This is a genomic window from Ornithinimicrobium avium, from assembly GCF_003351765.1.
In the GTDB taxonomy this organism is placed as follows: Bacteria; Actinomycetota; Actinomycetes; order Actinomycetales; family Dermatophilaceae; genus Ornithinicoccus; species Ornithinicoccus avius.
In genome coordinates, this window is sequence record NZ_CP031229.1 from 1,617,956 (window position 1) to 1,631,557 (window position 13,602).

Below are 13,602 nucleotides of genomic sequence, written 5' to 3' on the forward strand. Positions count from 1 at the left end.
ATGGCGGATGCTTCCTGACTCACCGGCGAGGTCGAGGAACAGGTGCTGATCACCGACGTTTCTATTCGCCTTGTGATGGCGGATGCTTCCTGACTCAACGATGAGCTACCGCTCAGCAGCTGGATCCTAATCTACGTTTCTATTCGCCTTGTGATGGCGGATGCTTCCTGACTTCACCAGCCGCAGAGAGGTAAAACATCAACTGCACCGTTTTTATTCGCCTTGTGATGGCGGATGCTTCCTGACGGCAGCTACATCCACATCCAGCTGGTCGGGCCGATGCGTTTTTATTCGCCTTGTGATGGCGGATGCTTCCTGACCGGGGCTGCCGCACCTGGTTTCTATTCGCCTTGTGATGGCGGATGCTTCCTGACATGACCCTCCAGCAGGCCGGCTACTGGTGCAAGTTTCTATTCGCCTTGTGATGGCGGATGCTTCCTGACTCTGCCAGTTCGGCCACAAGTTCCTCGAGGCTGGTTTCTATTCGCCTTGTGATGGCGGATGCTTCCTGACCCCGGACCGCGCAGACGGTCGCCACCACCCTCGTCGCGTTTCTATTCGCCTTGTGATGGCGGATGCTTCCTGACTACTTGTCTGCGCGGGGAGCCCGCGCCTTGTTCTTGTTTCTATTCGCCTTGTGATGGCGGATGCTTCCTGACTCGCAGAAGTTGACCAACCTCAACAAGGACGACTTCGTTTCTATTCGCCTTGTGATGGCGGATGCTTCCTGACTCCTGCTCCTACTGCCGCTCCTCATGATGGGCTCGACGGTTTCTATTCGCCTTGTGATGGCGGATGCTTCCTGACCCACATGGTGCTCGACGACGAGGGCTTCGCCCACATCGGTTTCTATTCGCCTTGTGATGGCGGATGCTTCCTGACCTCGCACAATCCCGGCAGACCACCCATCGCGGCTCGGCGGTTTCTATTCGCCTTGTGATGGCGGATGCTTCCTGACTGAGTATCAGCGCCAAGGTCGGTCTCGGCCTGTTTCTATTCGCCTTGTGATGGCGGATGCTTCCTGACCCGAGCGCGACTGGGACGGCTACGACCCCGCCGAGTTTCTATTCGCCTTGTGATGGCGGATGCTTCCTGACTCGGCCGCAAGCTCTACGAGCAGCTCGAGACGCTCAGCGGCCTCGTTTCTATTCGCCTTGTGATGGCGGATGCTTCCTGACAGTACGTCCAGGTCACTCCGGCACCCGACGCTGGTTTCTATTCGCCTTGTGATGGCGGATGCTTCCTGACGCGAGGACGAGCGGGTGTGCCGCCTCGCCCGGCGGTTTCTATTCGCCTTGTGATGGCGGATGCTTCCTGACAACCTCGTCATCGCTGATGGCTGCCCCGAGTGGCGTTTCTATTCGCCTTGTGATGGCGGATGCTTCCTGACACGACCAGTCGTGGTGTGACCCGGTGTGGATGGCGTTTCTATTCGCCTTGTGATGGCGGATGCTTCCTGACCGGCACTCATGTCTACACGGCGGGGGAGCTCGACTGCCCCGTTTCTATTCGCCTTGTGATGGCGGATGCTTCCTGACGACGACCTCGGAGCCGGAGCCGACGACCTCGGAGCGTTTCTATTCGCCTTGTGATGGCGGATGCTTCCTGACGTCGACCTCAACGGCCCGATGGAGCTCTGCGAGACGTTTCTATTCGCCTTGTGATGGCGGATGCTTCCTGACCCTACCCTAGATGAGACCCCTCTGACCAGCGTGTTCGTCGAGGTTCTGCACAGTTGGGTCGCTGTTGAGCGGGGACGGGGGCAGCACCTGGAGCCTGAACGGCATCAGGCCTGGTCATGGGCTTGTACACTTCGCGGGTGAGAGGCTTGGCGGTGCGCCCACCCAGGATCGGGACTCCCTGGTGCTCATAGAGCGAGCCAGTACAGGGTCTGTTCTGGCTTGTTCGCCTGTCCGATGCACCGGGTGCTGGACCAGCAGGTGCCACACTGCGTGAAGACGTAGAAGGAGTCCTCGTCCGGGTCCATCACGGCGCCGATGCGGCTGCACAACTCATCCAGGTCCTCGCTCGAGATGTCGAGCACGAAGACTGACTTCTGTATCCGGTCGCCCCATGCTTGCAGGGTGGCAGCGATGCGGCTTCGTCGCTCGTCTGCTCGGACATCGTAGGCGGCCACGACGATCATCGCCAGGAGATCCCGGTCCAGGTCTTGGACGAGTCGGTGAGGGCCAACGCCAGTCGTTGCGCCTGACGATAGACGTGCCGGCGCAGGGTTCCGGTGAAGCCTGGCAGTCCGCCGCTCGTCCGTGACAGCATCCGGGTCTCGTAGCTGTGCAAGATGCTCGCCCGAGCAGTCTTGGTCAGCCAGATGCCGCTCCGGTTCTTCTCGGTCCGTGCGGACGCAGGGGTGAGCGCACCGGAACGGCACAGTCGGAGGACGACCTGGTCGACGACCAGTGGGCGGAACTCCTCCATCAGGTCGAGGCTGAGCGCTGGCCGGTCGTCCGCCTCGCTGTGGAGCACGCCGAAGGCTGGTTCGAGACCCACCGAGTGCAGTGCGGTGATGCATTCGCCGTGCAGGATCGTGTACAGGAAGGACAGTGCGGCGTTCGGTACGTCCAGGGGTGGCTGCCGCGACCTGCGGTCGAATCTCAGGGTCTCGGGGACCAGAGCCCCCAGGGCGGGGAAGTAGGCTGCTGCGGCGGCACCCTCAAGGCCCATGAGCTCGGACCGGGTTCCTGCCTCGCTGGTCATCGGCAGGAGCCGTCGCATGCTCCTGATCGCGGGCTCGACCTGCTCTTTGTGCGCCCTGCGTCCGAACCTTTGCAGGGCGACAATCTGATTGCGGATCTTGGCCTCAACCATGGCCGTGGCGATCGCCTGTGCGCGTTCGGACCCTGCGGCGATGATCTGCCCTCGGATGCGTGATGCCCTGGCGGTCCCTGCGCCCACCATCGCTCCGAGGTAGGTGCCTCGTCGCGATGCGAGGACGACCTCGACGTCGTTGCTCAGCGCCCAGGCCCGGACACCGGCGCTGAGGCCCATCGAGCCGAAGCAGACGATCCTTCCGACGTGGGACTGGGGGACGTCGACCAGGCTGTTGCTCTTCTTGTCCTCGACGATGACGCGGCCGGAGGCGATCCGGACCCTTCCTCCTTGCCGTGCTGCGTAGAGCGTCTTCGCGGCCGGCTCGGCAACACGGAGCTCCTCGATCGCAGGCGGGTAGCGAGGGCCGAAGTCTTCGCCCAGGAAGCTGAAGCCTTGGGCGAAGGACATCACCTGGGAGTCTTCTGCTCCAGGGGCCATGTCGAGCCTCCTCAGTGAATGATGGGCCTCCCGGAGTGCTTCCCAGGCATCCTGTTCGTCGGCGACGGGTATGCAGATGTCGTCGGCATACCTGACCACAGGGAAGCCTTGGTCCAGCAGATCGCTGTCGAACTCCGCGAGGACGAGGTTGGCCAGCAGTGGTGAGAGCGGGCAGCCTTGCGGTAGGCCGAGTTGGTGGCGTCTGCCCTTCCTCGGCACGACGACGAGGCGATCGAGCAGAAAGTCAACCACCGACAGGACATGGTCCTGGCCGTCCAGGGCTGCCTGCAGCAGACGGCGGGCATATGCGACGGGGATCGTCGGGAAGCATTCGTCCACGTCCAGCCGTGCAGCCCACTCGTTGCCGTCGTCCCGGAGCCTGGCCACCGCCTGGACCGCGTCCGAGACACCCAGCCCCGGCCTGAACGCGTATGCAGCAGGACCGAGAAGCGGGTCTACGACCGGTGTCGCGATTGCCAGCACGGCACGCGCCACGACCCGATCACGGACAGCAGGAACCGACAGCACCCTGACGCGGTCAGACTCGGTGAGAGCCACCTGGGTGAGGTCGCGCGGTCGGTACTCACACGTGGACAGTTCTCGGTCGTGGAGCTCCAGGTTGGCGTCGAGGTCTTGCTCGAACCTGGCGATCGCAGGACTGGGTGCTTCGCGTTCGTCGACCCCGTCCCGGACGCCCTTCCACGCGGTCCGCAGCAGGTCCGGGGTGAAGGGGTTAGCCGGGGCGGCCATGTGATCCGACCGCGAGAGGCTCGATGCGCACCATCCCCAGCCCTCTGCGTGTCATCCCACCCAGACCGGTGTAGGCGGCCCACTGCAGGAGCGGACCGGTGGCCCTCGCGGCTTCCTCCGTGGCCATCAGCTGCAAGGTGCCCAGCGACCCCACCACCTCCGCGATGGTGCGCTTGCCGCGCTGGTTGACCGGGAAGGACACGCTGGTCGAGCTGAGCTCGAGACCCGACACCCAGGTGCCGCGGGTGGCAGTCAGCGAGTCTGGTGCAGGAGTGGCCCCCCAGGTCGCCCACGACTGGGACAGGCTGGTCATGATGGTGCGCACGTTCGGCAGCGGGCTGGATCGATCGCCGTTGCGGAACGTCGTCGGCGTGATCAGATCTACATTCCACGCACGAGCGACCACGGACTGAGCCATGTCGGCCCACGAGTGACGGTGCATGGAGATAGGCATACCGATGGCGCCCTGCTGGTGCCCGAGCCGGATCGCCGCACCGACCTCCGCCCCTTGGAAGAAGCGTCGGTGCGCCTCGTCGCTCAAGACGGACAGCTCGATGCCGGAGCGCCCCTCATCGTCGGTGGCCGGCGGCGAGATGGTGTATGGCTTCGACCCGCTGTGATGCTCGGCCAGAGAGCGGTCGAACCATCGCGAGATCGCAGCGTGGACGTGCTCGATGCGCACGCACGACATGTCGACGCCCTCGACCGGGATCCACCATCGGCTCGGCACCTACCCCACCGCCTCCGGGGCTGCTGCGAACGTGCCGAACCCGGAGCAGCCGACGACCCGCCCGCCGCCATCGCGTTTCTCGATGGGGAAGACCTGGTCTCCACGCTGCGGGCTGGCAGCGGGGGTGGTCGTGGACGCGATGAACTGGGCTCCAGGCACAGGGTCAGGCAGGGCGGTCAACATGCCGGTGTACCCGGTAGGCAAGAATTCGTCGGGACGACGTACTCGATCCCGACCTGCCACGCGCTAGGCATCGACGTCACCGTGGTGGTCTGGGAGCACCCACCGTGCGAGCGCACGGCACCCGTCGACTCGGCCCTGCTCGTCCCGGTGTTCGTCGAAGGGGAAGACGACGTCGTCCCGTTCGATGGCCATGGCCATCAGCCGGGAGACGAGGTACACCACCCCTTCCTCCGGTGCCGGCAGACCGGTGGTGGAACCGTCCCCTGAGATCCGTAGGAACGGTACGTCCCCGTCCTGGGTACGGAGCGGTGTCTGCTCCTGGAGCACGTCCGTGACCCGGGCAAGTCCTTCGGGCTCCCAGGTGGCGGTGATGGTCTCGTCGACGTACAGCCGCACGGGGTGGGGTGTGAGGTTGACGATGCGTGCGGGTCGTTCCCGTTCAGCGCTCATCGAGGGCGTCCTCCGGCTGTGCGGGCACGGTCTTCGGGTCACAGGGTCTTGGCCACAGTCCGTGCTTCTGGGCCAGTCGGGCGAGCTGGTCCGACGGGGGTTGGCCGGGTGCTGCGCGGACCAGGTCGCATGCTGGAGAGGGGTCGCGCGGGTTGTGTGGGTAGGCCTGGACGACGTTCACCGGGACGAGCCTGGTCCACGGCCGTCTGGACTCTACGGGCATCTCCCGCTTCATCTGGTCTGCACGTCCCGGACCGCTCAGACCGTGCCCCGCGCCCAGGGCCACGGTCTTCGCGACCCGCGCGAACAGGAACACGCTGGCGTTCGGGTATGCCGCCAGGGTCTGGGTGATCGTCTCGACCAGGGCGGTGGTGCCGGTTCGCGCCTCGACGGCCACCTCGCCGCTGGCGCTCTTGGTGGGCTTCTTGACGATCAGGACCGCTCGGGGCCGGTCCGCCTCGTCCAGGGCTCCGAAGGTGTGCTCCCTGTCCACGGTGAGCCCGGCTGGCCGGGTGGGGTCCTTGGTCGGTGTCATGTACACGGTCAGGAGGACAGACCCCACGTCAGGGTCTGGTTCTGAGGGCAGTGTTGGATGAACCCGCAGCCTCGGGTCGTGCCCTGCGGGGCTGTTGGCCCGTGAGCGGAGCTTCCAGCCCATCTTCTCCCCGGCGAACTCGATCAGCCTGGTCTCCAACGGGAAGTGCATGTGGTAGCCGGCTGCGAGGGCTGCCGGCCAGATCATGTTGGGCGCGACGTCGTAGCTGGTCCGGAGGTCGTCGCCGGACATCAGCATCTGCAGTCGTCGGGTCACCGAGGTGACCTGGTCGGCAATGTCGAGGACTCCCCTGTTCGACCGGGCCGTGAGGTGCTCGGCGACGACCATCTCGTTGCTGTACTCAGCGCCGAACTGGGACTGCATGTCCCGGTAGAGGTCCGGCATCCACTCCTCCAGGAGTCGGACGTAGTACAGGGTGCCGCGACGCTTGGTCACGTACCAGGACGCCAAGTACAGGATGACCAGGAAGATGCCGCCGAGGACCACGGCTGTCACACGCACCCCTTCTCGGTCCACCGTCCAGTCCTCGATCACCAGCGCGGCGATGCTGCTGGTGCCCAGCGCCACGATGCCGATGGTGATGAGCAGCAGCCAGCGGTTCGCGAGCAACCAGTGCTGGAGCCGCGGGGGTACGCGCTTCTTGATCATGGGAGAGCGCCTGGCCGGATGAACAGCAGGCCGCCCTGGCCGGTGTCAGGAACCTCCAGGTGCTCGAAGACCTGGTGACGTACCTGGGCCGCCGGGCCCCTTGCCTGTGCGACCTGGCCCAGAGCACCCCACGCCACGGTGGTTCCGGTACGCACCTGTACCTCTTCCGGTTTCCTCTTGCCCAGCGGTTCCGGGTCCTGGCTCAGTCGTGCGACGAAAGCGCGGTCCCCGTCCCAGCGCACCCGGATCAGTGTTGTGCCCTCGGAGTCCCATCCGTGCAGGAGCGAGGTGCTCGGTGGGGTCGGTGGCATCGGGGCGTGGTGGAAGCCGTCCAGGTCCTGCCACTGGCAGGTGTGGTCGGGGAACAGGTCTCGAACCCGCTCCCAGCTGTCCAAGACCTCGCCGACCAGGTAGTGGATCACGCTCCTTCTCCTTCTGCCGGGATCATGCCCGAGATCAGCGCCTGGGCGTCCTTGAGCTGTGGGAGTCCTGAGGTTGGCAGGTCCTCGGCGCGCAACTGCATGCGGCCGTACCCACGGGACCCTCCACCGCCGAGCCTTACGAACCCGTCGTCGATGTCGGCTGCGACCAGCCGAAGCAGGGCGCCGAGCTGGCGCCACTGCTGCGAGCTGGAGTCCAGGTCCTCCACGACCACGTCGATGTCGCCGGTCGGGACGACCTCGTCGGTGAACAGTGCCGTGTCCCGGGCACCGCCGGTGAACCGGTCGAGGGCGACGTGCTGGATCTGATCCGGCTCCGGTGGGGCCCCGGTGACGATCACGTCGAGGAAGCGCACTGACCCCCTCCTTGCAGCCTCGGCGTTGGTGAAGCCGAAGATCTTGCAGGTCAGGCACGTCCCGCATCGCTGCTCGGGGCACTCGGCCAGATCCAGGGAGTGGAGCAGGTAGTCGATCCGGGACCGCAGCACTCCGCGGACGGAGCTGCCGCGAAGGACGAACTGGCCGCCGTCCCGGGCGACCCTGTTCACCTTCGGGGCGTCAGTCGTGCCCCGGTCCGCCTGCCCGGTCCCGGCATGGAGCGGCTCGACGATCCGCAGCGGCAGGGTGAACCTCTCGCGCGTCGTCGGCTCTGGAGAGTCGACAGGATGCGTTGCTACCTGCTCGTGCAGTGCCGGTCCGTGCAGCGTCAGGTAGGTCAGGAGGTCATCGTCTTCGGTCAGGTCGAGGGACCCGTGGGTGACCGAGAGGAAGATGACGTCACCGTGGCCGTTGGTCACGCTCTGGCCAAGGAGCGGGGCCCAAGTGGACAGTGCCTGAACAACGGCCTGCTCATCGGTCCCGGTGGGGTTGTCCAGCCGCCAGTGCGTGATGAACTCCGCACCACGTGCGACCCGTCTGACGTGTCGTTTGGTGCTCTCCTTCGCTGCCGCGGTGTGACGGTCGATCGCGGTGGAGTGCTCGTCGAGCCAGCGGTGCGGCCCTGTGAGGGTCGCGTCGTAGATGTGCAGGGTGCCGGCGACGGCGTCCGTGCCGCCACGTCCGAGGAGCTTGGTCAACTGGTCGGCGTCGACCCGTCTGGCGAGGTGACGGTGGAAGCTGCCTGCCAGGGACGTGCCGGGCAGGATAGGGTGGCCGTCGGCGTCCATGACTGGGACGGAGTCGGGTTCGTCCGCGTCCGGTGCGGCAGACGGCAGTTTCGGAGTGGCGACCGCGGTCGAGGTGACCAGTCGGAGCCGGAGGGTGAAGAGGGTCAAGGCGTCCAGAGGAGCCGCCTGCTCGAGGTCCGTCATGACCAGCTCTCCGCTCGTTCGGTCACGGCCAGAGCTCCGAAGCCCTCGTACCGGCGCAGGCCGACGCCGCGCATCGCAAGTCGGGTGAGCGCATCGTCAGTGACTGGGTTCTGACTGGCCAGCACGTAGGACGCACCCGCCGCGACGCACCGTTCCTGCGGTTTGGGCAGTCCCGAGGCCGCGTGCCAGCCGCCCTCCACCGTCCACCTGTCCGACCACGCCCGGGTGACCGTGACCGGCGAACCCAGCTGCTGTCGGAGCTCTGCCCCGTAAGGTGCTGCGGCCGGGCGCCCGAGGCGGTCCACGAACACCCCTGGCGCTGCCAGCCGGACGATCACCTGATCGGTGGTCCCGCCGACCCGCTCCAGAGTGGGCGTGGGTGCGTCACTGACTACCAGGGTCGCCGCCCCTTGGGTGGACCGGGAACCACCCAGGACGATCTTGCCCTCGCACGAGGCGATCAGGGTATGCAGCACCTCGGCCGCCTCAGGTGTGGTGGCGAGCCGGCCGGTGACGGTGGTCCCGCGGCGCACGACGTGTTGCTCGAAGAGGTTGCCGGTGACCTGGGTATCTCCCGTCCGGGAGATCTGCACGTGCAGGTCACGCCGGGTGACAGGTGCGGCTGGGGCAGGGTCGTCGAGACCGGCGACCAGGGACTGCAGTGTCTCGGGCAGCTCACCTTTGGACGAGGTCAGCGGCCCTCTGCACGTGGGGCAGGTCGCCGGGAGGTCAGCGTCGCTGAGTGCCGCGTCCCACGTGAGGGTGCAGCCCTGTCGGGGAGTCCTCTTGTGGAACCTGACCGACAGCGGCACGGGCGGCCCGGAGGTGAACAGGGGGCGGAACACTGCTCCACCCTCGAAGAGAGCCTCGAACTGACGGCGCTCCGCGGGGGCGGCAGTGCTCGGCGGCCCGTGGCGGTCGATCCACGACTTGGCCAACGCCCCCCGCAGGACCGACCCGGGGACGTGCCTGAGTGTCAGTCGGGTCGAGCCTCCGCTCGGCCCTCGGCCGAGCGTGGCTGCTTGGTCGAGGGTCGCGGTGATCGAATACCAGTAGTCGTTCACGCCGTGCTCACCCACGTCCGCAGCCTCGATAGACTGGTGGTGTCGAGATCGTCCCCACCCTCGACGCCGACCCAGCCGAACCCGCGACGACGTTGCCCGCCCAGTCGGTGCACCGCCCTCGCCGAGCAGGTGATGGCCGTCCGTTCCATCAGGTCCTCCGGATCCGTGACCCGGTAGACCTCGAACGCCACGGTGTCCAGGTGACCAGCCCGGGCACGCACGAGCATGTCCTGGTGGGCGCAGTGGGTGTCATCGTCGATCCCGACGCGGTGGCGCACCACGGCCCGTGCGCATTGCTGCTCGGTGACCTGCCACCGCCACGGACTCTCCTGCGCAGGTGACCCGAAGATCTGTTCGATCCTGGCCGGGGGGAATCGCAAGACGCGGGCGGCTGCATCGCTCATGACACCTTTCAGGTGACTCTCGCGGACGGGATTCTCCAGGTCGAGAGTGAGGTCGTAGCCGTCGGCCGCTTGGCCAGTCGCGCTGAGGAACGCGGAGTGGAAGGACATGGTGAATCGCAGTCGGTTCATGCGGTCGCCTCCGGGGTCAGGTCTGTGGCGATCTGCAGTGCCCACCTCCAGGCACCGAGCTTGACTCCGGAAGAGTCCTCGGGCCCGACTAGCGCGTCCATGCATTCCCTGGTCCCATGGCGTCGGGTCACCTCGCTGATGACCTGCACCGCCTCCTCACGATCCTCGACATCGTTCAGGACCGTCCGCAGCATCGCCCGGTGCGCGAGCGGGGTCGAGGCCAGCTGCCGCAGTGCTGCCAGGTTCCGGTCCACCCAGGCCGCCGGCCGAGGAGCCGGCGGGGCCAGTGAGGAGTCCCCTGCCACCGAGTCCGACCATGCCAGCCAGGCGCCCTCGCCGGACCGCTTCGCCGAGGCCAGGCAGTGCTCAGCGTCCTCGATCGCCGTCCGCAGAGGCCGCCTTGCGTGGTGGATCGCGACCCCGACCGACAACGTCGGCAGCTTGATGCTCCTCCGAATGCCGAGTTGCTTCCAGTGCTGGTCCATCCGGGCGCTGAACTCCGTCCACAAGGTGTTGACGAAGTCCCAGACGACGTGTGCGCTGACCGAGGCAAGGATGTCGTCACCGCCCACGATGTGCGGGATCATGGCCACGTCACACGTTCCGGGACGTGCCGGGTCGTGGACCAGGCAGTGACGCCCGGTCGCTGCCAGGATGGCCTCCCGGGTGGCCGTGTCGATGATCAGTGCCACCTTGTCCTTATTGGCCAGTGATGACGCCTCTGCGACGAACTGCCCGACCGCGTTCCCGTCGGCGCTGACGACGGCGACCCGTGTCGAGGCATCCCCTGGACGGGACCCTGTCTTCTGCTCCCCCAGCCGTGCCAGAGCCCCAAGGTCGTCCGGAACCCTCAGGTTCAGTCCTTCGCGAGACATCTTCAGGTCCCCCCACAGCGGGCGCAGAGACCACGCTCGCTCCCGGGCCCGCAGAAGAGCGTGCTCGTCCCGTGCCCAGCAGTCGTCACAACGCTCCTCACCGGATCCCAGCCGCGGGGAGGCTCGGTTTCCGCGAGGGGAAGCAGCGCTCTGCCTGCAGTCGCTGCAGGGACGGGCTGCAGGGTTCTCCATGAGTGCCGGTTGCGACCGGGACGACGCCTGCCTCGCCGTGTCGACCCTGAACTGTGCGTAGGAGCCCTGTGGCTTAGGTGACCAGTGTGCCTGGAGCGTAGCCGCGGGCAAGGCGTTGCGCAGGACCTGCAGCACCTGGGCGGCCTGATGCTCTGCCTTCACCGTGGGCGTCGCTGCCCGGAGGCTGACCACACCCGAGACATTCCCCGCCTCCGCGTTCCACTCCCATCCCGTGCCGTCCTCCTTCAGCCGTGCAGCCCATGCCCGCATGTCGGTAGCCCCGGCGAGCATGGACGAGGCGCCTCGCAGCCCCTGCAGGTTCGAGCTGCGGCTGAGCCACTGCTGGATCCCCCCGACCCCGACGTCTACGAAGTAGAAGCCACTCATGCCCGGCCTCCCCCCAGCTTCTTGCCCTCGGGGACGGTGGCCGTGGCAGTGTCAAGCACCTGGCTGTCGCCTGCCAGGTCGGCCGTCGGCAGCGCGATGAAGGGGGTGATCCGGGTCCCGTCGCGGTTCGTGCGCCTCCGACCGACTGACCCCTTCCAGAAGTAGAAGGGCGCTTCCTCCATCGGCACACCGCCGTGACGGGGATAGGACACCATGTCAGGGTCGACGTGGTCCTGGCTCACGAGGTTGGCCAGCGCCAGCCACGTCTCCCGCACCTTCTGCGGAGCCGAGGCGACGAACTCCTCGACCAGCGTTCTCAGATCCACGACCTGGGCAGTTGCGTCCCCAGGCAGGCCGGTCCACCGCTTCCGCATATCCTCCACGTGCAGCTCTACCTCGCCGATGGCTGCCCCCAACCCGAACGGTTGGCCGCCACCGAGACGGAACCTGGCGTCGGCTGGATCCCCCTCGTGCCCCTGCCACGCCTCCAGCCACAGTCGTGGAGCGCATGCCCCGACCAGACCCCCGACCTGCTCCGGGGACAAACCCTCGAACACCACCCGCCAGGTGAACCTCGTACCTGCTGGAACACAAGCACGACGGCTGACATGGTCGTCCGCCGAGATCTCCCCGGTCACCTCGGTGACCCGAGGGGTCTGCGACGTCGTCCAGTAGCGTTTCCTGCCACGCAGTTCCCGCGGTCGCCCCCTGTCCGCCGCGGACCCCCACTCGCGACGTGCCTGACCGCGCTCGGGAAGACGGCTGGCTGATTTGTCGTGGACGTCGATGGTGCGGTCAACCAGGTAGAACTGACCTGCTCCCGGACGAGGCGCGTCCACACGAGGAAGGTCGACGAGGTGGACCTGAGGGATCTCGGCATAGTCGGCCGATCCGATCCACACGTGCCCCATGTACGAGTTCTGCTCCGCGCCCCGGTTGGCCACCACATCTGCCTTCTCGTCCGGTGTGAGGTGCTCGACCGACCCGAACACCCGGCAGGACGGGCACAGCTCCGGGCCGCGGCACGGCGTCGCCTCACCCGCCCGTTCCCCCGCACGACCTTCCCCCGGGGCCCGCCAGATCTGCGACAGGCCGACCCGTGCGATCTGGCCGTGCTCGTCCAGGTTCACCCAAACCGGCTGTCCGTCTTTGAGGAGCTCACGGTCCGGACCACAAGCCACGAGGCGGCGACCGAACAGCACGCCGCCCGCACCCCGGTTGTACGCGTCGTTACCGACTCCGTCATAGGTCCAGCCGTCCGGCCCCATGACAGGATCCCGAAGTACCGGTGTGATCTTGCGGTCGACCATCGAGCCCGCCGCAGCGTTCAGGGTCGTGAGGACCAGCCTCCCCACGGAACGGGAGCGTTGCTTCAGCTCCTCCTCCTCGATGCTCCCTGGTGCCTTGACCGCCCGGAACTTCCACCTGTCGACCTTGTCCGGCGGTCGGGCCGCAGTGCTCGAGACGAGCAGAACATGATCACCATCGGCCGAGAGCGTCACCTGCGTCGCCACCCGCCCAGACCATTCCTCGCCCCGCACCCCGACGACCGACAGCCTGGTCCCTGTCCGGACCCCGTCACGGTCCGTCGGCAGTCCCGGACACGCGCTCATCGGCACAGACACGACGTCCCGGGCAGGAGGCAGGTACAGGTCCAGGGACAGTACCTCCCCCGTTCCGGGCTTGTGCCGCACCTGTTGGACCAGCGCCAGGGTGCGCCCCGCCGCCGTGGACATGTGCTCGCGGTAGACGGGGACGAACTCGGTGTCGAAGACGCGCAGGCAGCTACCCGTCAACGCCTCGTGCATGGACCGCAGCGCCCCCCGCAACGACGACCCCCGGATCGGCATCTCCTCCGGTCGTGCCGTACCCGCGACCGTCTGCGTGGAGATCGGTGTCGTGGCCTCCATCGTCACGTCGAGCCAGCCGCTGAGCGCACCCTTCGCGTGGCGATGCCCGCGCGGGCGCTCACGCCGAGAATCGACGTCACCCGCAAGGGGAACGAAGTTGTACGGATTGACGAACCTCGTCATAGCACTCGCACCCACCTAGGCAACAGTCGCACCGACCACAAGGGTTTGATTGCAGACACTAGCGGGTGACTGTCGCAGTTGTGTCGCAGCGACCCGACCGGCTCGACCTGCTCCACGCAGGCTCCCACGACAAAACCCCCGATCTCCGCGTCGTTGCGCGGAGACCGGGGACTGTGGCACGAGT

Annotated in this window: 11 protein-coding genes and 1 CRISPR repeat array (1 of these 12 running past the window's edge); all 11 genes read right to left on the minus strand. The window is 66.7% G+C overall.

The genetic code is table 11. The annotated features are described in order from the left end of the window. Nucleotides 1-1,682: a CRISPR direct-repeat array (repeat unit 37 nt; unit sequence GTTTCTATTCGCCTTGTGATGGCGGATGCTTCCTGAC) (it extends 1,328 nt beyond the left edge of the window). A 185-nt stretch (nucleotides 1,683-1,867) separates the two neighbouring features. Next, nucleotides 1,868-2,146 carry a CRISPR-associated endonuclease Cas2 gene (cas2, locus tag DV701_RS07310; RefSeq protein WP_202863664.1) on the minus strand — a complete coding sequence of 93 codons (279 nt, stop codon included), beginning with the start codon at nucleotides 2,144-2,146 and terminating at the stop codon, nucleotides 1,868-1,870. After that, on the minus strand, nucleotides 2,143-4,017 hold the full coding sequence (gene cas1, locus DV701_RS07315) for a CRISPR-associated endonuclease Cas1 (RefSeq protein ID WP_114927720.1): 1,875 nt from the start codon (nucleotides 4,015-4,017) through the stop codon (nucleotides 2,143-2,145). The genes cas2 and cas1 overlap by 4 nt, the downstream gene beginning before the upstream one ends. Beyond that, nucleotides 4,001-4,747, minus strand: coding sequence for a CRISPR system precrRNA processing endoribonuclease RAMP protein Cas6 (gene cas6, locus DV701_RS07320; protein WP_114927721.1), 747 nt, complete (start codon nucleotides 4,745-4,747; stop codon nucleotides 4,001-4,003). The genes cas1 and cas6 overlap by 17 nt, the downstream gene beginning before the upstream one ends. Before the next feature lie 246 nt (nucleotides 4,748-4,993). Next, nucleotides 4,994-5,380, minus strand: a complete 387-nt coding sequence (locus DV701_RS07330; RefSeq protein WP_162802868.1) for a hypothetical protein — start codon at nucleotides 5,378-5,380, stop codon at nucleotides 4,994-4,996. Continuing rightward, nucleotides 5,370-6,584, minus strand: a complete 1,215-nt coding sequence (locus DV701_RS07335; RefSeq protein ID WP_162802870.1) for a hypothetical protein — start codon at nucleotides 6,582-6,584, stop codon at nucleotides 5,370-5,372. Before DV701_RS07335 ends, DV701_RS07330 begins: the two co-directional genes overlap by 11 nt. Further along, a complete protein-coding gene (locus DV701_RS07340) occupies nucleotides 6,581-7,006 on the minus strand; it encodes a hypothetical protein (RefSeq protein ID WP_114927725.1) in 426 nt (141 codons plus the stop codon). Before DV701_RS07340 ends, DV701_RS07335 begins: the two co-directional genes overlap by 4 nt. Next, nucleotides 7,003-8,334, minus strand: a complete 1,332-nt coding sequence (locus DV701_RS07345) for an RAMP superfamily CRISPR-associated protein (RefSeq protein ID WP_114927726.1) — start codon at nucleotides 8,332-8,334, stop codon at nucleotides 7,003-7,005. The genes DV701_RS07340 and DV701_RS07345 overlap by 4 nt, the downstream gene beginning before the upstream one ends. Beyond that, on the minus strand, nucleotides 8,331-8,927 hold the full coding sequence (locus DV701_RS18170) for a hypothetical protein (protein ID WP_162802872.1): 597 nt from the start codon (nucleotides 8,925-8,927) through the stop codon (nucleotides 8,331-8,333). The genes DV701_RS07345 and DV701_RS18170 overlap by 4 nt, the downstream gene beginning before the upstream one ends. Nucleotides 8,928-9,394: 467 nt before the next feature. Continuing rightward, the gene (locus tag DV701_RS18175; protein WP_162802874.1) at nucleotides 9,395-9,931 is read right to left on the minus strand and encodes a hypothetical protein; all 537 of its coding nucleotides are present in this window, start codon (nucleotides 9,929-9,931) and stop codon (nucleotides 9,395-9,397) included. Next, nucleotides 9,928-11,385 carry a Cas10/Cmr2 second palm domain-containing protein gene (locus DV701_RS07355; protein WP_114927728.1) on the minus strand — a complete coding sequence of 486 codons (1,458 nt, stop codon included), beginning with the start codon at nucleotides 11,383-11,385 and terminating at the stop codon, nucleotides 9,928-9,930. The genes DV701_RS18175 and DV701_RS07355 overlap by 4 nt, the downstream gene beginning before the upstream one ends. Continuing rightward, nucleotides 11,382-13,418 carry an RAMP superfamily CRISPR-associated protein gene (locus DV701_RS07360; protein ID WP_114927729.1) on the minus strand — a complete coding sequence of 679 codons (2,037 nt, stop codon included), beginning with the start codon at nucleotides 13,416-13,418 and terminating at the stop codon, nucleotides 11,382-11,384. The genes DV701_RS07355 and DV701_RS07360 overlap by 4 nt, the downstream gene beginning before the upstream one ends. Between the last annotated feature and the right edge of the window lie 184 nt (nucleotides 13,419-13,602).